Source organism: Comamonas sp. Z1, assembly GCF_008121555.1.
Classification (GTDB): Bacteria; Pseudomonadota; Gammaproteobacteria; order Burkholderiales; family Burkholderiaceae_C; genus Comamonas; species Comamonas thiooxydans.
The window spans coordinates 1-26,407 of the sequence record NZ_VOQT01000032.1 but is presented as its reverse complement, the minus strand read 5'-3'; the positions used below and the strand labels follow the sequence as shown (position 1 = coordinate 26,407).

Here is a 26,407-nt window from a genome sequence, read left to right as displayed (position 1 = left end):
GTCAGAAGTGGACCATGCCCATCCGGGATTGGAAGGCTGCGCTGACCCGCTTTACCATTCAGTTCGGAGACCGCATCTCCGTCAATTGAAGTCCGAACCGTTTACACAAAAATTCGGACACGCCCTCGCTTCCGAAGCTTAGGCCCTACCTACGACGCGTGGTGGCGTGTCACCTCAATGCCGGCAACGATTTAACGGCAGCCAACATTTCATCAAATACCGCCCGAACTCTTGCCGAGACCGGGCCGCGCTGCGGCCGATAAACGTACAAACCCCATGCTGAAGATTCTTCTTTCTCCAGCACGCGCACAAGCTTTCCGCTGGCAATGTATGGGGCGACTACGTAGTCTGGCAGTTGTGCAAAGGCGATGCCTGCCAACGCCGCCCCCAATTCCATGTCGGCATTATCGACGATGATTGCAGCAGCAATGGGTGTCCACTGGCGTCCCGCTTTGAAATACCAAGGCCAGGGGCGGCCTGTATTGAGATCGACAGACGCAGTGGTCGGCAGTCTACTGAGGGCATCAATGGTGTCAGGTGCGCCAACTTTTCTGATCAAATGCGGTGCGGCAACGATTGGAAATTTCATGTCGGCGGCCTTTCGCGCGACAAAGCGGCTATCGCGCATAAATCCGAGTCTGACGCCAACGTCTATCCCTTCTTCAACCGTATTGCTGATGCGATCGGACAAACGGACATCCAGTGTGATTGCGGGATGACGCGCGGCCACGCGCTCCAGTGCAGGCAGAACCGCCCTGGTGCCTAAGCTGAGCGGTGCCGTGATGCGAACCGTGCCAGAGAGGGATGTCTGCTCGTCACGCCCAGGAACTCGCCAGAGTTCCTCGAACCGCTCCAATGCGGGGCGCACCTGGTCTAACAAACCTTCACCAAACGCAGTGATGCGTACCTGGCGCGTGCTTCTATGAAACAACACCTCGCCATAGTGTTGCTCCAGCTGCTGGATCGCGCGTGTAACGCCTTGCGGGGAAGTACTGAGCCGGACGGCCGCATCGCGAAAACTGCTGCTTTCGGCCGCCACTCGAAAGATACGCAGCAGTTCAATTTCCTTGTTCATGACGAGCGCTTCACCTGGTCAGTTCCACTGCGTGTTTATTATTCCATAAATTGGAATTAATAAATCGAATCAATTCCATATACAAGAGTTTTGCGGAATCACATACTTCGATTCCAGAGCAACTCCACAGGAACCGCGAATGAATACTTCTGCATAGATCACCACCTACTACGGCACCTTGCACTGCAGCGATCGCGAAGCCAGTTGCGTTCTTGGCGGCGCTTGATGTGCTCAATATTCATCATCGCTGACGTCAAATTTAGTTAGTAAAGGAAACAACATCATGAAATCACGTGCAGCAGTGGCCTTCGGGCCTGGTAAGCCTCTGGAAATCGTCGAGATCGACGTTGAGCCACCGCGTAAGGGCGAGGTGCTCATCAAGATCACGAACACCGGCGTTTGCCATACCGACGCCTTCACCCTGTCGGGCGATGACCCTGAAGGCCTCTTCCCGGTAGTGTTGGGTCATGAAGGCGCGGGCATCGTCGTTGAGGTGGGTGAAGGTGTCACCAGCGTGAAGCCTGGCGATCATGTCATCCCGCTCTATACGGCCGAATGCGGCGAGTGCCTGTTCTGCAGGTCGGGGAAGACAAACCTGTGCGTCGCCGTTCGCGCCACACAGGGCAAGGGCCTGATGCCCGATGGCACGACCCGTTTTTCGTACAACGGTCAGCCGCTTTATCACTACATGGGCTGCTCGACCTTCAGCGAATACACAGTCGTCGCCGAAGTCTCGCTGGCCAAAATCAACCCGGACGCGAATCCGGAGCATGTCTGCTTGCTCGGTTGCGGTGTTACCACCGGCATCGGCGCTGTGCACAACACGGCCAAGGTGCAGCCAGGTGATTCCGTCGCTATTTTCGGCTTGGGCGGTATTGGTCTGGCAGCTATTCAGGGGGCACGCCAAGCCAAAGCGGGTCGCATCATCGCCATCGACACGAATCCTGCCAAGTTTGAGCTGGCTCGTACCTTCGGGGCGACCGAATGCATCAACCCGAAAGACTTCGAGAAGCCAATTCACGAAGTGCTTATCGAAATGACTGGCTGGGGGGTTGATCACACTTTCGAATGCATTGGTAACGTCAATGTGATGCGTTCTGCATTGGAAGCAGCCCACCGTGGCTGGGGCCAATCGATCGTCATCGGCGTGGCAGGTGCAGGTAAGGAAATATCGACCCGTCCATTCCAGTTGGTCACTGGCCGTACCTGGAAGGGCTCCGCTTTTGGTGGCGTCAAGGGACGCACCCAACTTCCCGGCATGGTGGAGGACGCGATGAAAGGTGAGATTGATCTCGCCCCGTTCGTCACCCACACCATGGGTCTGGACGACATCAACAAAGCTTTCGACCTGATGCATGAAGGTAAGTCGATTCGTACCGTGATTCATTACTAACCCGCTGATCAATAACGATCTTTTCAACAGCAAATATCAAGGAGAACTTCCATGTCTACTCCTGTTATCTCCGGTGACGGCATTTTCTCGCACGTCTTTATCGGTGCAGCCGATGTTCAAAAATCGGCCGCGTTTTACGATGCAGCGCTGGGTGCTCTCGGCATCAATAACCTTGGTCCTTTCGGCAATGGCTGGGTACTCTACGGCCGCGAAAAGCCAGCCTTCATCATTGCCCGCCCCGGCAATGGCGAAGCTCCCTCCAGCAATGGCGTGACAGTAGGCTTCGCAGCTGCCTCTCCTGCTGAAGTGGATGCTTTCCATGCAGCTGGCCTTGCAGCTGGTGGCACCGACGAGGGTCAACCGGGTCCTCGCGGTCATCTGCCTGGCGCTTATGCAGCGTATCTGCGCGATCCCGCTGGCAACAAGGTCTGCTCTTACACCTTCATCTAAGCTGAAATAGCTCTGACAAAGCCGGTGCTGGGTCTACATGTAGAGCCGGTACCGGCCAAATCCCAGAGCATGAATCATCTGAAGACCGGCCCATGGCCACGTACCTTGTGCTTGGTCCTGGGCAATAAATGTGAAGCGCGGTGATTTTCAAACTATGAGAGATGAGGTCGGTGTGAAAGAACCAGCAAACGTCAATGCGACCGCAGAACCCACTCACACCGCCACCGTGTATGGCATGCCGGCTTATGCCGATCGTGATGCTGCGGTCGGTGAAGTGCATGCGCGCCCACATCTGCTGATAGAAGCCCCTCGGGGCATATTGCAGTTCGCCTTCATGACCGAAGGCGACGCTGCAAAGGACCAAGCTGCGATGAGTGAGCTGTCTCATCGCTTCGGCGTTGCAGAGCCCGATCATGCCACTCCTCTTCACGGGTTGACATGGGACGAGGGAGATCTGCACTGCGAAAAACACACTGAATTTTCTACGTACCTCTGGTGTGCAGCGCTGGATGCTGAGAGTGGTGAGCCATGCGGTGCAAACCCCTTCAAGCACGGATTTTTTCCTCCCGGTCCTGTGGTGTGCGGTATTAGCTTGAGGCTACTTCCATGGACGTCGGAAACTGAGAAGGAAGCTGAGCGCTTTGATCCAGCCAGCTTGTGCTACTCGCTGGTGGAGAATGGCTCTGCCGCTGTCTTGACCGACTTTCGTCAGGATGTGGATGGTCTGACGCACATTCTCATACTCGCTCGAGATTTGAATCCTGCGCGTGCTGGAGCACTTGCTCAACGTCTGCTGGAGATCGAAACTTATCGGACGTTGGCATTGTTATCCCTTCCGTTGACTCGTTCTATGACGCACGAACTTCGACGTATGGAGTCAAGACTGGCAGCCATTACAGACGAGATGTGCACCAGTTTGGCCGGAAGGAGGGACAGTGACGTTTTGCTCGCCGAATTGACTCGCCTAGCTGCGGAGCTGGAAGCCGGTGTTGCGGCAAACCTCTATCGTTTTGGCGCAAGCCGTGCGTACTACGAGATCGTCGAGGAAAGACTGTCTTCTCTCTCGGAAGAGGCAGTGTCCGGTTACTGCACATGGGCAGATTTTCTACAGCGTCGCATCGCTCCAGCCATGCGGACCTGCCAGTCCGTAAAGGAGCGTCAGGCAAAGCTCTCAGACAAGTTGAATCGATCCATTTCGCTACTGCGCTCCTGGATCGACGTTGAGCTCGAACGACAAAATCGGGACCTACTCGCGTCGATGAATGACCGGGCCAAGATGCAGTTGCGCCTTCAGCAAACGGTTGAAGGTTTGTCTGTCGCGGCAATTTCTTATTACGTCGTGAGTCTGCTGGGCTATCTGCTCAAAGGCATTCCCGTCATTCACGACGTGGTAGCGCCAGTAACGGCCGTCCTGGTGCCTGTGGTGATGCTAGCCATCTGGTGGACGGTCCGCAGGATTAGGCACGCCCACGGCGACCCGGCAGCAGAAGTGAAATCCTCCTGACAGCGCAGCTGGCTTGGTGCGCAATGGCTGCGCAGTTATGAATATTGGAAACAACATGGAACGCATTGAACATCACGCCAGCTCTGATGGCTGGCAGGACGTCTATCAGCACGCATCGACGACGCTCGGTTGCACGATGAAGGTCGGTGTCTACCTGCCTCCACAGGCGCAGCACGGCAAAGTGCCGGTGCTTTACTGGCTATCGGGCCTCACCTGTACGGAGCAAAACTTCACCACCAAGTCCGCTGTTCAGCGCTTCGCTGCAGAGTATGGCATTGCCGTTATCGCACCGGATACTAGTCCTCGCGGTGAAGGTGTTGCCAACGATCCGGCCTATGACCTCGGGCAAGGGGCAGGCTTCTATGTCAATGCGACACAGGAGCCCTGGGCGGCAAACTATCGGATGTATGACTACGTGGTGGATGAGTTGCCTGCACGTATCGAGGCGCAGTTTCCTGTAACGACGGAGCGGAGCATCAGTGGCCATTCCATGGGTGGACATGGAGCTCTAGTCATCGCCCTGCGCAATCCTGGCCGCTATCGCAGCGTATCTGCCTTCTCCCCCATCGTGGCTCCTACTCAAGTGCCGTGGGGACAAAAGGCCTTTGGAGCTTACCTGGGCAGTGATCAGGATGCATGGAAGCAATTCGACTCGGTGGAATTGATCCGTACCGCACAGGAACGTTTGCCGTTACTGGTAGACCAGGGTTTGAACGATGAGTTCATTGAGAGTCAATTGCGTCCCGAACTGCTGCGCAAAGTGTGTGAGGAAACGGGGCATCCGCTGACATTGAACCTGCGGCCAGGCCACGACCACAGCTACTACTTCATTGCCAGCTTCATTGGCGAACACATGGCACACCATGCGTCAGCGTTGAACCGCTGACCAAGAGGAGATCAGATCATGCTAAGGACCTCTACAGACCGACATCACGTCGTCATCATTGGGGCAGGCTTCGGTGGGATCGAAGTTGCCAAGGAGCTAGCTGGCACCGAGGTCGATGTGACGATCATTGATCGGCGCAATCATCATCTGTTCCAACCCTTGCTTTACCAAGTCGCAGGGGCGTCCCTATCTACCTCGGAGATCGCTTGGCCTATCCGCTATCTCTTTCGCAATCGGCCGGAAGTGAACACGTTGATGGCCGAAGTGGAAGGTGTAGACACGGACGCACGTGAAGTCATTATCAGCAATGGATCGCGCCAGCCCTATGACACGCTCGTGCTCGCTACAGGCGCGACCCACGCTTATTTCGGGCATGACGAATGGGAGCCTTTTGCCCCAGGCCTGAAAACTCTTGAGGACGCCACGACCATCCGCGGCCGAATTCTGGCTGCATTCGAAGAGGCCGAGCGCACGAGCGATCCGCAACGACGCGCTGCGTTGCAGACCTTCGTCATCATTGGTGGCGGCCCCACCGGGGTGGAACTGGCGGGCACCATCGCGGAGCTTGCACGAGACACGCTGGCGCGAGACTTTCGCTCCATCGATCCAAGCACGTCGCGGGTTGTACTGATCGAGGCTGGTCAACGCCTGTTGTCCGTCTTTCCCGAGGATCTTTCGGCCTATACGCGCCAGGCGCTCGAAAAGCTCGGGGTCGAGGTCGTGCTGGGTACGCCGGTCACCGAATGCTCGGCCGACGGCGTGATGTATAGCGGCAATCCCCTTTCGGCCAAGACCATCGTCTGGGCCGCCGGAGTCCAAGCGTCTCCTGCAGCCCGCTGCTTGGGTGCTGCCTCTGATCGTGCTGGCCGAGTTGTCGTTGGGGCCGACCTGACGGTGGCGGGACACCCTGAGATCTTTGCCATCGGCGATACGGCCTCGTGCACTATGCCTGATGGAAAGCCTGTCCCAGGAATTGCACCAGCAGCAAAACAGCAAGGCAAGTACGTTGCTAGCCTGATTGGGCGACGCTTGAAGGGTAAGCCCAGCGATGGTCCCTTTAAATACCGACATCAGGGGAACCTAGCAACCATAGGCCGTACATTGACATGGGACGAGTGAAGCTGCGCGGAGCGTTTGCATGGTGGATTTGGAAACTCGCGCATATCTACTTTCTTATTGGTACTCGAAATCGCCTTAGCGTTGCCTTGAGTTGGGTATGGAACCACAGCATTGGCTACCGAGGCTCTCGCATCATCCTTCGGACAAGCCCGAGCAAGGACCACCCCCTAAGCCTATGGCGTTGGGTAAATCCAGACCTTAGGATTAGAGGACCATGCTCCGGAGTAGGCAAGACCACGTTTGGGTGCAGTACGGATTCTTGATCGTCTTGCTTAATTGACGTTGATCGTCAGTAGCTTGGATAAGACAGCTGGTTGTTCTAAACAGCGCGCAAGGCCGCGCAGTCAAGTAGCCAGTTGGCAATTCAGGCAAGACAGCTGCTCTTTCACATCCATTGGCCTACTAACTACGTACAAAATCTATGTCACTGATGATCATCATCCTGGCAACGCTGGCCGCGGGCATAGGGAGCGTCTGGATAGCCTATCTGTTGGTCGCCCGTACCAGGGCAAGCAATGGACAGACTAGTTACGCGCAGCAAGGCTTTCTTGGTTTGGCAGCTGGCGCACTTTTAACTACAAGCCTCACTCATCTGCTGCCTGAAGCGCTTGAAAGCAATGTAGATGCGCATGAGCTCTTCTTGGTCATTCTTGCGGGCTTGGTTTTCTTTTTTCTTTTGGGCAAGGCAGAGCTATGGCATCACCCGCACGACCATGAACATACAAGCCCTTCTCACAGAGGCTCCAGTTGGGCATTGCTGATTGGTGATGGTGTTCATTGTTTCGGTGACGGCGTTCTGATCGCTTCTATGTTCATCGTGGACATTCGATTGGGCGCGATTGCTGCCGCATCAGTATCAGCGCATGAGATACCTCATCACATGGGTGATCTGGCCGTTCTACGGGAGGGGAGTTATCGAGGTTCTGCGGTTCTGAAACTCACCATGGCTGGCGGGATGACAGCATTAGGAGGTGTGAGTGGATATCTTCTGCTTGAAAAGCTACAGCATTGGCAACCATTCTTGATGGCTGTCGCTGGGAGCAGCTTTATCTATGTGGCTCTCTCAGACGTAATACCCCGGATGCAGCAACGCCGAACGGCGAAGGACGCCACGATACAAGTGGCTTGGCTTCTGCTTGGGATCGCGATAGTTGCCGTAGTGAACTCGCTGTCTCATGGCAATAGCGCCTTGTGAACCAAGGGGTAATCCAGCGCAGTCGCTGACTGGTTCCAGTCAACTCAAATGTTGGGATTGAAGAAATACGTGTGCTTACACAAGAACCTGCGTCATCGGAATCATTTTTTGAAATGCCTGGGAGACGAACTTGACCGATCTATTCACGACAAAGCCCAAGCCTCCCTTGGCCGAACTACTGCGTCCCAAGACGCTGGATGAATTCGTCGGGCAAAGGCACTTGCTTGGCCCCGGCAAGCCGCTGCGCCTCGCATTCGAGTCGGGCAAGCTGCACTCGTTCATCCTCTGGGGGCCACCGGGCGTGGGCAAGACCACCCTGGGCCGTCTAGCCGCCAGCGTGACCGACAGCCGCTTCATCGCCATCTCCGCCGTGCTGGCCGGGGTAAAGGACATTCGGCAAGCCATCGACGAAGCCCAGGCTGAACTGGATAACCACGGTCGTTCTACAGTCCTTTTCGTCGATGAAATCCATCGCTTCAACAAGGCGCAGCAGGATGCGTTGTTGCCCCATATCGAGTCGGGTCTGCTTACCCTGGTGGGTGGGACTACGGAGCATCCGGGGTTGGCTGTCAATTCCGCCCTTCTCTCTCGTGCTCAGGTCTACACACTGGAGCCGCTGTCTGGCGAAGAGATGCAGCAGCTCTATGCACGCGCGCTGCCGCATCTGCAGGGCATTACGTTGGAGGCGGACGCGCTGGACTTGCTCAAGGGCTTCGCCGATGGCGATGGCAGGCGCTTCCTCAATCTGCTTGAGCAGGTGACAAATGCGGCGGCGGGCGCCGGCAAACCGCTGATCGATGGCGAGTTCACCAGGTTGTCCACCAGTCCGTCGCTGCGCCGCTTCGATAAGGGCGGCGACGAGTTCTACTGGCAGCTCTCGGCATTCCACAAATCGCTGCGGGGTTCCGACCCCGATGCGGCCCTGTATTGGCTGGCCCGCATCCTCGATGGCAGCGGTGATGTGAGTCAGGTGACCCGTCGCATGGTGGTGATGGCCAGCGAAGACATCGGCAATGCAGACCCGCAGGCGCTGCAATTGGCACTCAATGCCGCGTTGGCCTACGACAGGCTGGGCTCGCCCGAAGGCGAGATACCGCTGGCCCAGGCGGTGACTTACCTCGCTCTGGCCCCCAAGTCGAATGCCGCATATGCCGCGTGGGACCAGGCCAAGGCGTTCGTCAAGCGCAGCGGCTCCCAGCCTGTACCACTCCATCTTCGCAATGCGCCGACGAAGCTGATGCAGCAGATGGGATATCGCGAAGGCTACCGCTACGCCCATGATGAGCCCAATGGCTATGCCGCTGGGCAAACCTATTTTCCTGAGGGCTTGGCGCGGCCGGGTTGGTATCAACCAACCGACAGAGGCGTTGAGCGCAAGCTGGGTGAACGGCTCACTTGGCTACGTTCGCTCGACGATGAGATGCCGCCAGAGGCGGATTCTTGACCGATCGCCCCCGAAATCGGCTCATGAACTACAGGATAAGAACATGCCCAACCCTTCTTTCGGTGAATCCTCTTGTACTGCTGCCGCCAGCGGCCTCGTGCAGGTGCGCGGAGCGCGTGAGCACAACCTCAAGGATGTGGACGTCGACATCCCGCGCAACGCGCTGGTTGTCTTCTCGGGTGTGTCCGGCTCCGGGAAGTCCTCGCTGGCCTTCGGCACCATCTATGCAGAAGCCCAGCGGCGCTACTTCGAGTCGGTGGCTCCCTATGCACGGCGCCTGATCGACCAGGCCGGCGTGCCAGATGTCGATGCGATCGACGGCCTGCCGCCAGCGGTGGCGCTGCAGCAGCAACGCGGAGCCAGTAATGCGCGTTCTTCTGTGGGCAGCGTCACCACACTGTCTAGCTTGGTCAGGATGATGTATTCCCGCGCCGGAGCCTATCCGGCCGGTCAGCCGATGCTGTACGCCGAGGATTTTTCCCCTAACACGCCGCAGGGGGCATGTCCGACCTGCCACGGCCTGGGTCATGTGTACGAGGTGACTGAGGCCATCATGGTGCCCGATCCATCGCTCACCATCCGCGAGCGGGCGATTGCCTCGTGGCCGCCCGCCTGGCAGGGGCAGAACCTGCGCGACATCCTGGTCAGTATGGGCTACGACGTGGACCGACCGTGGAAGGACTTGCCGAAGAAGGATCGTGACTGGATTCTGTTCACCGAGGAAACACCGACGGTGCCGGTGTACGCGGGCTTCACACCTGCTGAAACCCGCGCCGCGCTCAAGCGCAAGATGGAGCCAAGCTACATGGGTACCTTCACCGGCGCCCGCCGGCATGTGCTGCACACCTTCGCCAACACCCAGAGCGCGCTGATGAGAAAGCGCGTGTCCCGGTTCATGGAGGGCAAGCCGTGCCCCACGTGCCAAGGCAAGCGGCTCAAGCCTGAGGCACTGTCGATCACTTTCGCCGGTGTGGACATCGGCGCGTTCATGCAGATGCCGCTGCACCGACTGGCGGCCTTGCTCGAACCCATCGCCCAGGGTGATTTCCGCGCCCATGCAGCGGGAGCGGCCACGGACAAAGAGGCAACCCGGCGCGACCGTGCAGAACGCGCGACCTCCGGTCGTGCCGTGCAGGCGGTATCGCCCGACGTGCGCCGCACCTCAGCGCTGTCGGAAGAAAAGCGTCTCGCCGCGCAGCGCTTGGCCAGTGGCGTGATGGCACACCTGCGTCAGCTGCGCGGGCTGGGCCTAGGCTACCTGACGCTGGACCGGGCCACGCCGACGCTTTCGGCTGGCGAGTTGCAACGCCTGCGGCTGGCCACGCAGCTGAGTTCCCTGCTGTTCGGCGTCGTGTATGTCCTCGACGAACCCTCGGCGGGGCTTCACCCCTCCGACAGCCAAGCCCTGTACGACGCTCTCGACCGGCTGCGCGACGCTGGCAACTCGGTGTTCGTGGTGGAGCACGACCTGGAGCTAATGCGTCGCGCACAGTGGCTTGTGGATGTCGGACCGGATGCTGGGGAGCGTGGCGGCCGCGTGCTCTACAGCGGCGAGCCAGATGGCCTGCGCAAGATTGCGGAATCGCGCACCGCCCGCTATCTGTTCGATGAGATCCCCGCGCCGGGGAGCCGGGCGCGCGAAGCGACGGGCTGGCTGGAGCTGCAGGGCATCCACCGCCACAATCTGCATGGTGTGGATGCACGGATTCCGCTGGGCGTGCTGACAGCCGTCACCGGCATCTCTGGCTCCGGCAAGTCTAGCCTTGTAGCGCAGGCCTTGCCGGAGTTGGTGCTGCTGCACCTGGGCCACGAGCTTGAAGACGATGTGGCCGAAAACGCATCCAGCGAAGGGCCAGCAGTAATCGAAGCGACCGGCGGTCATCTGGCGGGCGACGTGGACGCCATTCAGCGCCTGGTGCAGGTGGACCAGAAGCCGATCGGACGTACGCCGCGCTCGAACCTGGCGACCTACACAGGCCTGTTCGACCACGTCCGCAAGCTGTTCGCCGCCACGCCCGATGCTCGACACCGCCGCTATGACGCCGGACGGTTCTCATTCAATGTCGCCAAGGGGCGCTGCGAGACTTGCGAGGGCGAGGGCTTCGTCAGCGTGGAACTGCTGTTTATGCCCAGCGTGTACGCGCCGTGCCCGACGTGCCACGGCGCACGCTACAACGAGGCCACGCTGAAGGTGCGATGGCACGGGCGCAACATCGCCGAAGTGCTGCAGATGACCGTGGAAGAGGCCAGCGAATTCTTCATGGATGAAGGCGCAGTGGCAAGGACACTACAACTGCTGCGTGATATCGGACTGGGCTATCTTCGCCTGGGGCAACCGGCCACCGAGCTTTCCGGTGGAGAGGCGCAGCGCATCAAGCTAGCGACAGAGCTTCAGCGCAGTCAGCGCGGACGCAGCCTGTACGTGCTCGACGAGCCGACCACCGGTCTGCATGCATCGGATGCCGACCGGCTGCTGGTGCAGTTGCAGCGCCTGGTCGATGCCGGCAATACAGTGGTGATGATCGAGCATGACATGCGTGCGGTGGCCCAGGCCGACTGGGTGATTGATGTGGGGCCGGGCGCAGGCGATGCCGGCGGCCGCATCGTGATAGCCGGTTCTCCGGGACAGGTGGCCCGAACGACCAACAGCCGGACTGCACCGTTTCTTGCGCAGGAATTAGCGCGGGCCCGGACGTGAGGCAGGGTTTTGTCTATCTGATTATGGTCAGTCCATGTCCGAAGTCGGTCAGAGGGGAATTTGGCAGGCCAGAACCGAATGACTCAGTGCAGCCCAGACCTGCCGCTCACGGCTGCCGACCGGACGACAGCTTCTGGCCGAACTCAGTCGGTGCCCACCATTAGCCCGGTCAGCCACAACCGGCACAGGCGGTCAGTTCGTCCGGGATACGCAGCATATCGAGGTAACGCACCTTCTGCGCATCTTTCCGTGATCGAGGGACGGCCAAGGAAACTAGGACAGTACGCCCAGCACGACCAATGAAAAATGTCCGATGTCAAGCCCCTGATGGGGGACGGCATCGGCACGAAAGTGCTGACAAGACAAAGGGTTAGCTCGAATTCTAGGCTCTGGGGCCTCCCGACGCTTTGTAGGCCAGGAGCCACATGGGAGCATCGCGGCAGCAAATCCAGGAGCGTTCCAGCCAGCGTTTCGCGCACAGTCCAAAACCAAAACGCGCAGCCTTGAGCTGCGCATTTGAGGCGTGGCCAGCGATGGAATCGTACAGGGTCAACCCGGTTTGGGAGTGGATGCCTTGGCCTTGTCGCCCTTCCTGAATCCTCGATCCCCCGTCATGAAGGATTCGAGCATGTGCGGGATCAACACCATGGCATCGACCGCCTCGCCATACGCCTGAGCATGAAGCGTCGCGTAACGGTCGAGGTCGGCTTTCAGGCTGGCCGGGCATGTGAAGGTCAACTTGACGCTACTGTTGGAGGGCAACGGCCCCAACCGAAGTTTTCTGGCCATGCTCATCGGTTGCCTCCGCGCTGATAGAAGAGTGGCTGGTACGGACGAAGGGCAAGATCTTTTGCCGCCACAATCCGAACCGGCAACCCTGGCCGCGCCGTCAGCGTCGGCTGGATGTTCATGTTGCGCTGGTTCAACTCCTGCCCAACTTGGTTCACGCTGTCCTGCAGACCATTGCGCGTAGCAATGACGATGCGATTGCCGCCCTGCCGGTTCTCCGGCGCGGCCAGCTCGGCGCCCAAGCCCAGCAGTGTGGTCAACGCCGCGCCGGCCAGGATGCGGCCCCAGTGCCGGTCGATCTCGTCTTCCACGCCGGCATAGCCGGCCGGATCGTTGCCCACGAGATTGTCGAGCGTCAGCGAGGACGTATCCGGCAGGATGATCCGGTTCCATACCATCTGCACGCGGCTTTGCCCATAGCTCACCTGGCTGTTGTACTTGCCCAGGATGCGCGAGCCCTGCGGGATCAGCAGGAATTTGCCGGTAGCCGTGTCATAGACCGGCTCCGTCACCGTAGCGATCACGTCACCCGGCAAGTCCGACTTGATGCCCGTCACCAGCGCCGCCGGGATCACAGTCCCGGCCATGACCTGGTACGGCGAAGCCGGCATCTGCAGATTGCCGGAATTGCGGGTTTCCGCAGAACCGCCTTTCAGGAAAGCCTCTTTCTGCTCCTGCCGGTTCTGCACAGCGGTGGGGTCGGAAGGCTAGGCCGCCGTCGAGGCTGGGCCAGCGGCCAGAGGGTCGAAGCCCGCCAAGGCCAATGTCGGGCCAGCCGCCTGTGCAGTCGCTGGCGCTGAGGGCTTGCCGGGCGTGCCCGAGCGGAAGAACACCGACGAAGCCGCTGCCGCATCGGCCTCTTTGCGCCGCGCATCCTCCGGGTCGTGGCCCGGTGGCGCATAGGTCGGCGTCACCGGCTGCTGCGCCTTCACGATGGCTGGGCCAATGTCGCCCGGCAGCGGCGGCCCCAGCTCAGGCACCTTGGGTAACTTGGAGTAGTCCGAGGGCAACCCATCCAGCCCCTCGGACTTCGACACGCGATCCACGTTGTACTGCTCGGTCTGCTCGCCCGCGCCGCGCCGATGCGGCTGCAATGACCAGATCGTGGCCCCAAACACGGCGACCGACATGCCGCCCGTGAGCATGGCCAGCGTGCGCCGGTTCAGGCGCGTGACTGGGCGCGGCTGCGCGCGCAGCGCTACCGCCTCGGGCGCCTCCTTCGATGGGATAGGGATATCGGGGGATTGATCCTGGCTCATGCTCAGTTCCTCCGCGTTCCATCGGTACGTTCAATCCTTACCACGTCGCCCTTGTCCCCGCCCAGGCGCAGCTCGGCTGCGCCGAACAGGCGATCCACGATGTAGTAAGGCGAGCGGAAGCGGTAGTTCACCAATTGCCCATCGCCCTGCGCGCCGATCACGAACAGCGGCGGCAGCTCGCACTGGGCGATGCCAGGCGGAAACTGGATATAGACCTTCTCGCCATCGTCGAAGGCGCGCAGCGGCTTCGACGGCGGATTGCTCCCGCTGACCGTGTAGCGAAAGCGGATCTTCTCCAGCGACAGACCGCTATCAACCGGCGCGGCGGTACTGGCCGCCTGCGCCTGGCGCTGCAAGGCCAGCATCTTGTCCTTCGGATACTCCCAGGACACCGATGCCATCCACGTCTTCTCGGTCGAGGTCAGCTCCAGCAGGTACGTCCTTCGGCTGGTGGTGATGACCAGATTGGTCTTCAGCCCAGAGCGAATCGGCTTGACCATGACGTTCACCCGCAAGTCCGAGCCGGAGCCGCTGGACGTGTCACCCACGATCCAGCGCACGGTGTCACCGGCGGCGACCGTCACCAGTTCCTCGCCGGGCTGCAGCGAAACCACCGTCACGCGGCCGACAGCCGCATAGACCTGGTACAGCGCGCCATCGGTGAAGGGCCAGACCTGAATGGCATTCGCATAGCCCTCGCGCGTGGGTGCCATGCGCGCCTCGGCATTGGCGCGGGAAACGCGCAACGTTTCGTCCTTCGGCTCGGCGGCAGGCTTCACTTCGCCCGTGTCGGGCAAGGGCTTCATCTGCCCAGGAAGTGCCAGAGGTTCAGGTACGCTTACCACTTCCACGGGCTTCGGCGCCTCGGGCAACGGCTGGGCCGGTACCGGCTCATCGAGAGAAATCCGCGGCGGCGGCGTGCCCTGCGAAGCGCAGCCTGCCAACAAGACGGCGGATGCCAGAAAAATCACTGGCAAGACGGATTTACGGAAAACATCATTCATGGTTTTGCTCCTTCATTCGCTTCCAGTTCACGGCTCCACGACAGGCCATTGACGTAGATTCCCAAGGGGTTCTTGCGCACACGCTGCTCGGTGGGCGGCGTCTGCTGCACGATGGAAACTACGGCGTTCCAGCGTTCAGTGCGATCCAGCGCGCCATTGACGAAGCGCGTCTCCGTCCAGCGCACGTTGAACGACGTGTCGCTGGCGCGGGTCACGCTGGTGATCTGCACCGTCACCGACTCCTTGCTGTTAATTTCCACGCATAACTGACCCACGGGGATGCGGCATAAATCTTGGACGGTTATGCAGCAATCCCGAGGGCCCTGCGGTACTCAACAGGGCTCCGTGCCCCTAACGAGATCTTGATCCGTTGCTCGTTGTACCAACGGATGTACGCGTCCAGAGCTTGCGTGAACTGCTCAATGCTCGTGGTTTGCCAGTCGCGGGCATAAAACAATTCGTTTTTGAGCCGCCCGAAGAAGCCTTCACAGGCCGCATTGTCCGGTGAGTACCCCTTACGTGACATCGAGCGCACTAACTTGGCATCAGCGATGCGTGACAACCATCCTGGCCAGCGATAGTGGGCACCACAGTCTGAGTGAACCACAGGTTGCACTTCGCTGTCATTGAGCTTGGCGATCGCGGCATCCAGCATCGTGTTGACCAGTTCAGCGTCGGGGCGTGTTCCGATAGACCAGCTCACCACCATTCCATCGAAGCAATCGATCATGGGCGACAGGTAGACTTTGCCGGCGGGTAGTTGGAACTCCGAGATGTCGGTCAGCCACTTCTGGTTAGGCGCAGTGGCATTGAAGTCGCGATTCAGCAAGTTCTCAGGTGCAGGGCTAATCTCTCCCAAGTAGGAGCCGTAGCGGCGTCGTTTGGGCGCAGCGGCCACCAGCCCTTCCTGCTTCATCAGGCGCCGGACCACCTTCTCCGAGATCCGCACGCATTGCCTGAGCAGTGAGGCCTGGATGCGACGGTAGCCATAGCAGCCATGGTTGCGCTCGAAGATGTCCGTGATCGTTCGGCGCACCGCGACATACTTTTCGTCAGCGTTGAGCCGAGCTCGATGGTAGAAGTACGAGCTGCGAGCCAGGACTAGCGAGGCGAGCAACTCGGCAAGTGAGTATTCATGGCGCAGGGCATCAACCAGAAGTGTCTTCTCACGATTGCTCAGGAGATGAAGGTCGATGCCCTGGTCCTCTTTTAGGAGCTCGTTCGCCTTCTTCAATAACTCCTGTTCCAACTGCAACCGCCTCACTTGACGACGTAGCGTCTGGAGTTTCTGCTCCAACTGGGACAGCTCCGAACCCGTTGAAGAATCATTGAAGCGCTTCATCGATGCGAGAGCCTCTGGCCCCAATAGTTGATTGCGCCAGTTGTACAGCGTCTCTCGACACACGCCAACGTCGTCAGCAATGGCTTGGACGCGTCCTTGACGTGTGCACAGTGCGAGCACCGCAGCGTGCTTCTGCTCGTTCGACGATGCTCCAAGCAGGCGTGGCCGAGCCCGGGGATTGAGCTCTTGAACCCAAGCGTGAAGTGAGGCCCTCCCGGGATAGCCAAGAGCCTTGATTGTGAAAGCCACGCAGCGCCCGTGCGTCAGATAGTGTTCGACGGCCCGAGCCTTTTGCTCAGCGGTGAACTTCGGTGGACGAACAACCGCTGTCTTCAAGGCTCGACCCTGCTCGTACTCGCGGTGCCAGCTCTTGAGCGAATTCTTGGTGGGATAGCCCAACTGCTGAATGGTTGCCGCGACTCGTTTGCCTAGCTGGATGTAGAGCGTCACCGCGCGGATTCGATCTTCGTATGAATACATGAACTACCTCTCAGTAGTCCAAGATTTCATCCGCATCCCCCCGGGGGCTAGCGGGTCAATTCTGGGTGGAAATCAACACCATGCCTTTTGGGGCTGCTCATGTACTCCCGCCAAGCTTGCTATTGCTTCGGTCAACTGAAGTTTGATTTTTCAGGCCGCATATTTGACATGTGGCTCCGGGAAAAATTTGCTCACACGTGCGGGAGATATCCCCAACATGCTGCATGTGCTCGGTTGCTGCGAACTTAAGCCCGGGCATGTACGCATAGCTCTACTTCTCGGCACGTAGGAATTTAGGCGGATTACTCACCAGAGACTGGCTGAGCAATTGCGGCCCAAACAAAGACGAGGGCGTCAGCGGCCAAGTGTCGTCAAAAAGCTTCCAGCTCATTAGCCGACCAATCAGCTTCGACTAGTTAAATGAACCGCATTACGCCAGAGGTGATGTTTTTTCTGGATGCCCGTAACCCATGTTGGCACAAGTTCAGTTGAGCTTTGCGCTACATCATGTCTTGGCCGTTTCGTCACAAGCTGAGTTAGGTCTTGCTGTACGCCATAAGCGATATCTGCTGAATACGGCTCCCGAGCCGATGACGGTGCCCCCTGCAACTAAAAAATAGCCGAATGTGTCTTAATGAACCACACACTAGACGGCTGTTATTTTGTCCAGTACTATTGGTGAAGCAACACTATATGTAGCGTGTTGACCAACTTAGATGCACTACATATAGTGTTGGCAGCACTCCTGGTGGTTGAGTGCCAATTTGGATAATCGACCACTGACTCCAGAGAGGATCAATCGTGGCAGAAAAGCATCAAGTCATCTTTTATCCGGTCGGAAACGGTGACACGACGCAGATCGTCTTATCTAACGGTCGTCGTGTCCTGTTTGACTTCTGCCATCGAGGAGCCAAGGCGGAGGACCCGAGCACGCCTGAAATTGACCTCAAGGCGACTCTGAGGGCCGACCTGAAGAAGGCCGACCGCGACTATTTCGATGTCGTCGCCTTCACCCATGCGGACTTGGACCACATTCAGGGCAGCACCGAATTTTTCGAACTGCAGCATGCCAAGAAGTACCATGGCGAGGGCCGAATCAAGATTCGCGAACTCTGGGTGCCCGCCGCAATGCTGTTGGAGCAGGCCGACAATGATCATCAGATGGAAGAATTCGTGCTGCTCCGGCAAGAGGCGCGGCACCGGCTACTGGAAGGCAAGGACATCTTGGTGTTCTCGAAGCCCCAAGCACTGGCAGACTGGCTCGAACCCATCTTGAAAGAACGCGGCGAGTCGCCCTCAGCGCGCGATCACCTGTTTATCGACGCCGGCACGATCGTGCCCGGCTTCACTCTTGCAAAGGACCAGGTAGAGTTCTTCTGCCACTCGCCCTTCATCAAGCACTGCGACGAAGGCGACATGATCCGCAACGAAGCATCGCTAGTTTTCAACGTGCGCTTCCGCGCCGATGGCGCCCACTTCGACTATCTGGAGGTCGGCGATGCAACCTGGGAGAGCATGGAGGAAATAGTCAAGACGACGCAGTACCACAAGAACGAGGACAGGCTGGCATGGGATCTGTACAACATCCCGCACCATTGCAGCTACCTCGCGCTGAGCGATGAGAAGGGTGACAGAGAAACCGATCCGAAACCATTGATCAAAGACCTTCTGCGTATGGGCAGGCCGGACGCGTATATCGTCAGTTGCAGCAAGCCAATCCCGGACGTGCGTGACTCGTATACCCAGACTCAGCCACCGCATATCCAGGCACGAAAAGCCTACGTTCGGTATTTGGAAGAAGTTGGCGGCCGCAAGTTCCTCGTCACGATGGAGGAGCCAAACGCTAACAAGCCGGAGCCCATCAAGTTCGAAATCACGAGCGGCGGCGTTAGTTGGGTTCGGTCCGCATCTATCGGTGCGCCGGCCATCATCGTGTCCTCCCCCCCTCGAGCTGGCTGATGGTCGACGAATATCACGAACTGGCCAATGTCGTCGAGATTGCTGATGGGGGGCACTGACGATTCCCCGCGCCCAACTGCTGCACGATGCCATTGTGCGGCAACGCGATTTCACGATCGTGCAGATCCTGCACTATGGCAAGGATGAAACGCCGATGCTGGAATGCATCATCGTCGATGTCGAATGCGATGGCGTTCCGTCGAAAAACAGCGTCGGTATCCGATACAGGGAACGTCTTGCGCTGTGCGTGTCGGGCAATCCCAAGCTGCTCGTAGAGGTGCTGGCGCTACGCAAGGACTTTCCGGTCCTGATGCACCAAAACCAGGGCATCCCCGGCGCTCCTGCCAGCCTCTGCCTCTACTTCGAACCGGAAGCCGCCGTGATGCGCACCTGGACACCACAGAGTTTTCTGCGTCGAATCCAATGGTGGCTCGAAAAAAGTGCGCGGCACGAACTGCACCCGGCAGATCAGCCAGTCGAGCATTTGTTCTTCGCAACCAAGTACGAGCTGGTCTTGCCGTGGAACTTCCCAGCACTTCACAAGAGTGCAGAGCATCGCTTTGTCATTGCGCGAAGCCCAGAGCGCCCCGATGGTGGCTTCACGTGCTTTCTGGAAGCAATTCCCAGGGATGCGGCCATCAAGACCGGTACGACGGCCCCCATTGAATTGGTGCTGCCGCCGATTGTGCACGGCTTCGTGGAGCGCGATCCTGCGACCCTAGGGCAACTAGCCGACATTCTCTCCAGGCGTGGTATAGAGCTACTGCCTACCTTGCGAGCAATTCTGCAGGCGCGCGTGGGCGAAAACGGAGTCGCGGCATCAGCCGACGACAAATCGACAGTTGTCTTGCTCCACATTCCTCTTTGCCGGGCCGAGGGTGAGAATCCCGTCGGCATGGCACATCGCGCGTTTGTGCTGATGGTGGGGGGACTTGAACTTGGTGTTGCTACCGGCGCGTTGTTCGTCCTTGAAAAGAAGTACTTCAGGGCAGTCGGTTTGATAGACGCGAAGCCGACCACGGAATGGTGTACACAGCCTTTGCTGCCGATGACCGTGCTGCGCAGGAACGATGCTGTTGCGGCAAGGACGCAGTCAGGTATCGCCGACGAAGGCCCCCTCGGCGTGCTGATTGGAGCCGGCTCGCTCGGCAGCGCAATGCTCAACCTGTGGGGACGCGCCGGCTGGGGGCGCTGGACCGTCATCGACAAAGACCACATCAAGCCGCACAACTTATCGAGGCATACGGCCTACTCGCAGCACATTGGGTGCTCCAAGGCCTCCGTCGTGGCGGACTTGCACGCAGCGGCGATGGGTCGGGCTACCGAGGTCACTCCACTTGACGCGGATGCGAGCGATTTCAGCCCAGGGGCAGTTACCGATGCACTATCAAATGCGAAGCTGGTGATTGATGCCTCAACGACCTTGGAATACCCCCGAGCCGCCAGCGCGGTCGATCACTTCGCCAGGCACTTTTCCGCCTTCGTCACGCCGACCGGCAACGCAGCCGTGCTGCTCGCGGAGGACGCCCTGCGGCACATTCGCCTGCGGACCCTCGAAGCCCAGTACTACCGGGCCTTGATTCAGGAAAATTGGGGAAGCAATCACCTCGCGGGCAATGCCAGCTCGTTCTGGAGCGGCGCTAGTTGCCGGGACATTTCGATGGTTCTTTCTTACTCACGGATCATGGGGCAGGCCAGCACTTTGGCAGAGCAGATCCCAGCGGCAGTTGCACAAGACAGTGCAATGATCCGGATATGGCAGCGTGATCCGGTTCGCGGCGCGGTGGAGGTCCACGATGTGTCCGTGGCTACCGAACGTCGCATGGAGCTTGGCGAGTTCGCTCTGTTCATTGACGCGGACGCGGAACGGCAGCTTCGGGACATGCGCGCGCAGGGCTTTCCGAACGAAACCGGCGGCGTGCTGCTCGGATACTATGACTTCAACATCAGCGCCGTCGTCGTGGTTGCAGGCCTGCCGCCTCCCCCAGATAGCAAGTCCAGCCCAGGCTCCTTCGAGCGCGGCGTTGCAGGCCTGGCGGAGGCGGTCGCTGAAGCCTCCCGTCGCACCGCTGGCGTTGTCGGCTACATCGGTGAATGGCACAGCCATCCACCCGGACATTCCGCCTCGCCCAGCCGAGACGACCTTTTGCAACTCGTTCACCTGGCCCTGGGCATGGCTGACGATGGCCTGCCCGCCATTCAACTCATCGTTGGGGAACAAGACCTGCAGATCTTGCAAGGTACGGTGAAGTGACACGTTGCGCGTGGATGTTCGCCAGATTGGCAATTCTCGGACGCGATGCCTGGACTGATTACGGGATGACGGCCACTAAACGATCACCGCGGAGTACGATGGATGAGTGACATGAAAGACTACAGCAGCAAGACCCTGAAAGGCCGAAATCTGGCTTGGTTGGTCGCCACTCTCGTCTTAGATGTCCTTGTGCTCCTGGTCATCGCATTCAACACCGCGATCGACGAGCTAACGCTGACGAAAGTCGCCGTCATTCGTGCTAGCTTGACAACATTGCTGCCTATCCCAGCGCTGATCCTCTCCTCGCTTATTTCCTCTGATCACAAGGCCATCCTGGTGTTCTGGCGCCGTCAGCACCCGTTGCCAGGCGCTCGTGCTTTTTCCGTACATGCACCTGCAGACCCACGGATCGACCTGGACAAACTGAAGAAAAATGTGGGTGAATTCCCGAGTGCGGAGAGAGAGCAGAATTCAAAATGGTACGGCCTGTACAAGCAAGTTGACTCCGATCCTTCGGTCGTGGACAGCCATAAAAATTACCTACTGTTCCGAGACATCGCGGCGATGTCGCTGCTGCTCGTTCCGGCACTCCCGCTGGTCATGTACCTCGGTGGCGTCGACTCAACACGCATGATGGCGTCCGCAGCTTGGTTTCTCGGGCAGTATTTGATTGCGGCATCTGCCGGAAGAACCACGGGCATTCGCTTCGTGCAGAACGTCCTGGCCGTGCATGCCAGCCGAAAAGTGGCTGGTTCAAGACCCGCAATGCGCAAGCCAGCATCGGCGCAGGCCCCAGCAAACAATTGAAGCTCAACTATCCGTTTCCCGATGTTGCGCGGCAGTGCCGAGCGTCTGGGTAAACCAACATATCCCGCTGCGCTCAATTCGGATTCGACGTCTCAGTATTGCCATGCAATGCTCTAAACCCTTGATCGCGCGCCATGAACGCTGCGGATGGCCTGTCTCCAGTAGAGTTCGAGAGGCGCAATTCTGTGAGGCTTGTGGCTATCTAGGAATAGCTGGTCGATTCAATTCCAAAGCGCTGTAGCAAAAATCGCTGCATGAGGTCACGGGTGCCTCGAACTGTAAGTCACTCTCCGCGATCAGACCACCAACTTAGAACAGGATACTGTCTGTGGCGCAGTAGGTGCGGCGGCATGAGCGTGTCCGATGCAAAGTAGCTAGAAGCCGAAAACGGACTTCTCAAACGGCTGCTGGCTGACGCTCTGCTTGTAAACGAGGTGACGAAAGATGCCTTGAAAAAAGTGGCAAAGGCATCTTTACGTGTTCCGGTCGAACTGACCGCCTATGCCGGTTGTGGCTGATCAGGCTGCTGGTCGTGAACGGCTGAGTTCGGCGAGAAGCGGAATTCCGGCTGATCGATACCAGCGTCAGCTTCAAGCTGATCTTAGCCATTCACGATTCTCTTTAGAAGGTTTCCCAATCAACGTCTTTGTCTCTTGTGGAGCGTTGAGTTCCAGCAATTGTCGCTGGGCGACGCTCGACAATTGGCTTGATCGATGCGAGTGGCTCTTGACGCGGCTTTGATAAGTTTGCCGCTGTTTTTTGCCTCGACACACTTGTATGTGTCATCGCCATAGTTGAACCGCTTCTCTTGATTTCCTCCGAAAGCTTGAAGACTGCGACAGCGTCGACCAAGGACCGGGCCTGGTGGTTCAGACTGCTGGCCGCAGCTGCCATTTCCTCGACTAGCGCAGCGTTCTGTTGCGTGGTTTGGTCCATCTGAGTGGCAGCCTCACCGACCTGTGCGAGCCCTTGGCTTTGCTCTTGGCTTGCTGCACTGATTTCACCCATGATGTCGGTGACTCGGCCGATGGCAGAGACCACGTCGGTCATCGTCCTGCCGGCCTTGTCCACCAGCAGCGAGCCCTGTTCGACACGCTCGACGCTGGTGGTAATCAATGTCTTGATTTCTTTGGCAGCCTCGGCCGACCGTCCGGCAAGTGCCCGTACTTCACTGGCCACCACAGCAAATCCGCGGCCTTGCTCGCCGGCACGGGCAGCCTCGACTGCGGCGTTCAATGCCAATATGTTTGTTTGGAAGGCAATACTGTCGATGACGCTGATGATGTCGGCGATTTTTTTGCTGCTCTCATCGATGCTTTTCATGGTCGCGACGACCTGGTCAACCACTTTGCCTCCCTCAATTGCCACGACAGAGGCACTCTTGGCCATCTGGTTTGCCTGAGTGGCGTGTTCCGCATTCTGCTTAACGGTTGATCCCAGTTGCTCCATGGACGCAGCAGTCTGCTCCAAAGCGCTTGCTTGTTCTTCGGTTCTTCCGGACAGATCATTGTTGCCAGCAGCAATCTGAGCACTGGCAGCAGCAACACCCTGCGCGTTGGAACGCACAGATGTCACTGTCGTTACCAAGCTGTGTTGCATGCGTTCTAGTGCGCCAAGTAGAAGACCCATTTCGTCTTTCGACGTGGCGGAAATTGAAGCGCTTAGATCCCCGCTAGCCACGCGGTTTGCAACCTGCATAGCCTGTGCCAAAGGGCGAGTAATCGAGCGAACAATCGCCAAGGCTAAGAAAACGGCAATCACTGTAGCAATTGCACCCGTGACCAGGACCTCCCATACTAGTTGGTTCGCAGCTGTCTCCGCCTGTTGGCTGGATTTTTCCGCGCGCTGGGTTTGATCTGCGAGCAGCTCGTGAATGACCTGCTGATACTCGAGCTGAGTCGGACGTAGCTTGGCCTCAAGCATGGCCAACGCCTCGTCATGCCGGCTCCCGTCCACGAGCGCGATGAACTCGTCACCTTGCTGAAGGAACTTTGCTCGATGCACTAGCAGACGCTCCAGTAGAGATTTGCCTTTTTCGGAGCTAATCAATTGGGTCAATGTCTTGACCTGTTCCGCGATAGAGGTGCGAGCATCGCGAATCTTGGTGTGAGCTGAGTCTTTGATGTCTCCTGATTGGAACAACACCAAGTTTCGAAACTGGATGGCCTGCTCATTGGTCCCATCAAGAATGGTGTTTAGCGAGCGGCTGAGAGGGATTCGTCTCTCAGTGATCTCGTCGAGCGCGGAACGCTGGATCGAGGAACCAAAGAGTGCAACGCCGCCCAGAACAGCAAGGAGCACGACCATCAATGCGAATGAGATGGTAAGTCGGGTGGAGATTTTGAAGCGTTCCATGTTTTGCGATTTTTCTGTTGACGACTGTTATGCCTGCACCGCATTGGATTTTGTGCTTCGTGGTTACAAACAACTTACACATTGCAAGAAGGTTGATGCGCATCAAGAAAAAAGAGGCGGGATCGCTTCGTAGTCAATGAATGCTCAATCGCGCGCTTCGCTATGCCTACCATGGTCCTTGCGGACTGTCTCAAGGCGGGTAGGCATCGCAGGCCTATCTTTGGACTGCGTTTTTCACCCATATCTCGCGACCGTAGTTGGTAGTCCGATTAATGCACTTAAGGTCCCACTCAAAAAAGCGCATCAAACCGAGACGTTGCATTGACTATGCGAAAGCCTCAGGTTGCTCCCCTAAACTGGTTTTTCCCATGCAGCAAGACGTTGCATCTCCATTCGGATCACGTGCCAGTGAGCTTGAACTTTTTCCCAGTCTGCGCCTTTACAGGCTTCCTCAAGATTCCTTGCAATATCTGAGGCCGTCTCAAGTCCGAGTAGACGAAATACACTTTTCAGGTTGTGTGCTAGGCGGTGCAATCCAGCACTGTCACTTGAGGAGAGATGCTGAGCGCCAAGAGTGAGATCTGTCGACATCTGGACCGCGCAAGCGGCCTTGTACTCGATAAACAACTCTCGATCGCCGCAAAAATAGGTATTGACGGCGTACTCCTCCACATGCATGTCGCCAAAATTAGAAGTCCTTGCCGCATGCATAACTGAAGTTGCCATATTTGCATTGAGCGCAGTCTCAATGCAAGTCACCAACTCCTTGACAGACACTGGCTTGCGCAGCACTCGGCGGACACTTAGCTGTTCAAGGTACTCGGTGAGTGAATAGTCCAGCCCGGCACTGAAGACAACTACTGGGCAGGCGGAGAACGAAGATTTGCGAAGCCACTCGATGAGTTGCAAACCAGATGCACCAGGCAACATCATGTCGGTGATCAGCAAAGCACACGAGCTGAGCGGAATGAGCTGCTGGGCTTCTTCCGCAGTTGTGCATGTCACCAGATCCAGTGAAAGGTCTTCGAGTGCTATTGCAACGAAGCGTGTAATCAAAGGGTCATCCTCGACTAGCACGACCACTGGAGGTGTGGTCTTCATGAGACTAGCAGCTCATTCAAGGCTTTTGGAAAGTCTTGCACCAAACGGGGCTTGTGCAGTATGGGCACTCCGTTCAATGCAAATTCGTACGATTGACGCTCTCCTTCATCCATGGATGTGATGACCAGCAGCTTGCATAGGGCGAATTGCGGGTGCGTCTTCAGTGCAGTGATCAGTGCAGCTCCGTTGATATCGGGTAGCAGGATATCCACCAGCATCACGTCGGGTTGAATGCGTCCAAACAAAGCCATGCCAGTAATGCCATCGTGCGCAACGTGTAGCTCGACATCTGGGAAGTGGCGCTGAATGAGCAATTGCACGAGGTTCTGGAAGTGAACCGAATCCTCAATGAGCAGGATGCGCTGCTTGGGCTTGAGGCGCGGTGAAGGCTCCGGAGCTTGATCGCCTGAGTTAGCTTGCCGGCCTTGCCATGCGTCGACCGAGACTTGAGTGATGCGACGGTGGCCGCCTGGTGTTTTCCATGCCTCGAGCTCCCCACGGTCCACCATCAGCTGAACCGACCGTACTGCCATTCCTAACTTTTTTGCAACTTCTGCGGTGGTGAAGTGCGCAATTTGATCTATTGGTTCGCATATTTCTGACATGCGAGAGATTTTGCATCAGATTCAATTGATAAATTTGATTCAAAATTGATATAATTGATAAACCTGATACGAAATGTTAAAAGTTGCGAACCCAACCTGAAGGCTTCTTTCATGAAAAAAATTCTCATCGTTGAAGACCATGCTGACATCCGGAAGCTGATCCGTATGACGCTCGAGTTCAGGGACTTTGAAGTGCAAGAGGTCGCAACTGGCGATGAGGCGTGGGAGGTCACTCAGCGCACCAAACCCGATGTAGTCCTCCTGGACGTCATGATGCCGGGCAAGCTCAGTGGCCTGGAAGTCTGTCAATTGATCAAAGACAGTGATGACTTGCGCGATACCCAAGTGATCATGTTGACAGCGCGCGGTAGTGCCGATGATCGACAAGCTGGTCTAAATGCAGGTGCCGACGAGTACTTGGTAAAGCCGTTTAGTACCTTGAAGCTGCTCGAAGTCATTGAAAGTCTGGAGAGGACCATTTGATGTCAGAGCTAGGCGATGCATTGCACAGCGAGTCACGAAGCTTCGATCCTGCCGCCCTGGCGCAAATGGAGCAGTTCATGGGCGTGTCCGAATTTTTGTGTAAACGGTTCGGACTTCAATTGACGGAGATGCGGTCTCCGAACTGAATGGTAAAGCGGGTCAGCGCAGCCTTCCAATCCCGGATGGGCATGGTCCACTTCTGACT

18 protein-coding genes and 4 pseudogenes are annotated in these 26,407 nt (G+C 57.8%); 13 read left to right on the top strand and 9 right to left on the bottom strand.

All coding sequences use genetic code 11. The features are described 5' to 3' along the window. Positions 1-169: 169 nt before the first annotated feature. Positions 170-1,075, bottom strand: coding sequence for a LysR family transcriptional regulator (locus FSY45_RS26405; protein ID WP_046462312.1), 906 nt, complete (start codon positions 1,073-1,075; stop codon positions 170-172). 283 nt (positions 1,076-1,358) lie between these two features. Between FSY45_RS26405 and FSY45_RS26400 the strand changes: the two genes are divergently transcribed. The 8 genes and pseudogenes from FSY45_RS26400 to FSY45_RS26365 all read left to right on the top strand — a co-directional run bounded on the left by FSY45_RS26400 (position 1,359) and on the right by FSY45_RS26365 (position 11,764). Further along, positions 1,359-2,468, top strand: coding sequence for an S-(hydroxymethyl)glutathione dehydrogenase/class III alcohol dehydrogenase (locus tag FSY45_RS26400; protein ID WP_046462313.1), 1,110 nt, complete (start codon positions 1,359-1,361; stop codon positions 2,466-2,468). Positions 2,469-2,519: 51 nt separating this feature from the next. Beyond that, a complete protein-coding gene (locus FSY45_RS26395) occupies positions 2,520-2,918 on the top strand; it encodes a VOC family protein (protein ID WP_046462314.1) in 399 nt (132 codons plus the stop codon). 172 nt (positions 2,919-3,090) lie between these two features. After that, positions 3,091-4,422: a DUF3422 family protein gene (locus FSY45_RS26390; RefSeq protein WP_046462322.1), complete on the top strand. Its 1,332-nt coding sequence runs from the start codon at positions 3,091-3,093 to the stop codon at positions 4,420-4,422. Between the two features lie 55 nt (positions 4,423-4,477). Beyond that, on the top strand, positions 4,478-5,308 hold the full coding sequence (fghA, locus tag FSY45_RS26385) for an S-formylglutathione hydrolase (protein WP_046462315.1): 831 nt from the start codon (positions 4,478-4,480) through the stop codon (positions 5,306-5,308). 18 nt (positions 5,309-5,326) lie between these two features. Continuing rightward, a pseudogene (locus FSY45_RS26380) lies at positions 5,327-6,690 on the top strand (NAD(P)/FAD-dependent oxidoreductase). A 158-nt stretch (positions 6,691-6,848) separates the two neighbouring features. Next, positions 6,849-7,622 (top strand): ZIP family metal transporter, encoded by a 774-nt coding sequence (locus FSY45_RS26375; RefSeq protein ID WP_046462316.1) that lies wholly within the window; start codon positions 6,849-6,851, stop codon positions 7,620-7,622. Positions 7,623-7,752: 130 nt separating this feature from the next. Next, the gene (locus FSY45_RS26370) at positions 7,753-9,066 is read left to right on the top strand and encodes a replication-associated recombination protein A (RefSeq protein WP_046462317.1); all 1,314 of its coding nucleotides are present in this window, start codon (positions 7,753-7,755) and stop codon (positions 9,064-9,066) included. A gap of 43 nt (positions 9,067-9,109) precedes the next feature. Continuing rightward, positions 9,110-11,764: an excinuclease ABC subunit UvrA gene (locus FSY45_RS26365; RefSeq protein ID WP_148748546.1), complete on the top strand. Its 2,655-nt coding sequence runs from the start codon at positions 9,110-9,112 to the stop codon at positions 11,762-11,764. A 549-nt stretch (positions 11,765-12,313) separates the two neighbouring features. Here the strand turns inward: FSY45_RS26365 and FSY45_RS26360 are convergent. From FSY45_RS26360 to FSY45_RS26340, 5 genes and pseudogenes are all read right to left on the bottom strand, one after another. Then, positions 12,314-12,559 carry a DUF2274 domain-containing protein gene (locus tag FSY45_RS26360; RefSeq protein WP_046462319.1) on the bottom strand — a complete coding sequence of 82 codons (246 nt, stop codon included), beginning with the start codon at positions 12,557-12,559 and terminating at the stop codon, positions 12,314-12,316. Further along, a pseudogene (locus FSY45_RS26355) lies at positions 12,556-13,812 on the bottom strand (TrbI/VirB10 family protein). Before FSY45_RS26355 ends, FSY45_RS26360 begins: the two are co-directional and overlap by 4 nt. 2 nt (positions 13,813-13,814) lie before the next feature. After that, a complete protein-coding gene (gene trbG / locus FSY45_RS26350) occupies positions 13,815-14,816 on the bottom strand; it encodes a P-type conjugative transfer protein TrbG (RefSeq protein WP_046462320.1) in 1,002 nt (333 codons plus the stop codon). Beyond that, positions 14,813-15,061 (bottom strand): annotated as a pseudogene (locus FSY45_RS26345) (VirB8/TrbF family protein); the annotation flags it as partial. The pseudogene FSY45_RS26345 and the gene trbG, both read right to left, overlap by 4 nt. Before the next feature lie 56 nt (positions 15,062-15,117). After that, complete coding sequence (locus FSY45_RS26340) at positions 15,118-16,638, bottom strand: IS3 family transposase (protein ID WP_046462321.1); 1,521 nt, start codon at positions 16,636-16,638, stop codon at positions 15,118-15,120. A gap of 801 nt (positions 16,639-17,439) precedes the next feature. Between FSY45_RS26340 and FSY45_RS26335 the strand changes: the two genes are divergently transcribed. From FSY45_RS26335 to FSY45_RS26320, 4 genes and pseudogenes are all read left to right on the top strand, one after another. Next, positions 17,440-18,597 carry a hypothetical protein gene (locus FSY45_RS26335; RefSeq protein ID WP_148748545.1) on the top strand — a complete coding sequence of 386 codons (1,158 nt, stop codon included), beginning with the start codon at positions 17,440-17,442 and terminating at the stop codon, positions 18,595-18,597. 94 nt (positions 18,598-18,691) lie between these two features. Beyond that, complete coding sequence (locus tag FSY45_RS26330; protein ID WP_255443451.1) at positions 18,692-20,851, top strand: ThiF family adenylyltransferase; 2,160 nt, start codon at positions 18,692-18,694, stop codon at positions 20,849-20,851. A gap of 111 nt (positions 20,852-20,962) precedes the next feature. After that, positions 20,963-21,658 carry a hypothetical protein gene (locus FSY45_RS26325; protein WP_148748544.1) on the top strand — a complete coding sequence of 232 codons (696 nt, stop codon included), beginning with the start codon at positions 20,963-20,965 and terminating at the stop codon, positions 21,656-21,658. Positions 21,659-21,978: 320 nt separating this feature from the next. After that, positions 21,979-22,170: pseudogene (locus FSY45_RS26320) on the top strand (IS3 family transposase); the annotation flags it as partial. Positions 22,171-22,279: 109 nt separating this feature from the next. On the opposite strand, the gene FSY45_RS26315 reads toward FSY45_RS26320, so the two are convergent. From FSY45_RS26315 to FSY45_RS26305, 3 genes are all read right to left on the bottom strand, one after another. Beyond that, complete coding sequence (locus FSY45_RS26315) at positions 22,280-24,013, bottom strand: methyl-accepting chemotaxis protein (protein WP_148748543.1); 1,734 nt, start codon at positions 24,011-24,013, stop codon at positions 22,280-22,282. Between the two features lie 351 nt (positions 24,014-24,364). Next, positions 24,365-25,114, bottom strand: coding sequence for a response regulator (locus tag FSY45_RS26310; RefSeq protein WP_012838094.1), 750 nt, complete (start codon positions 25,112-25,114; stop codon positions 24,365-24,367). Next, positions 25,111-25,719, bottom strand: a complete 609-nt coding sequence (locus tag FSY45_RS26305; protein WP_148748542.1) for a helix-turn-helix domain-containing protein — start codon at positions 25,717-25,719, stop codon at positions 25,111-25,113. Before FSY45_RS26305 ends, FSY45_RS26310 begins: the two co-directional genes overlap by 4 nt. Positions 25,720-25,830: 111 nt before the next feature. Here FSY45_RS26305 and FSY45_RS26300 point away from each other — a divergent pair, with 111 nt between their 5' ends. Then, the gene (locus tag FSY45_RS26300) at positions 25,831-26,202 is read left to right on the top strand and encodes a response regulator transcription factor (protein ID WP_041744508.1); all 372 of its coding nucleotides are present in this window, start codon (positions 25,831-25,833) and stop codon (positions 26,200-26,202) included. Positions 26,203-26,407: the final 205 nt, after the last annotated feature.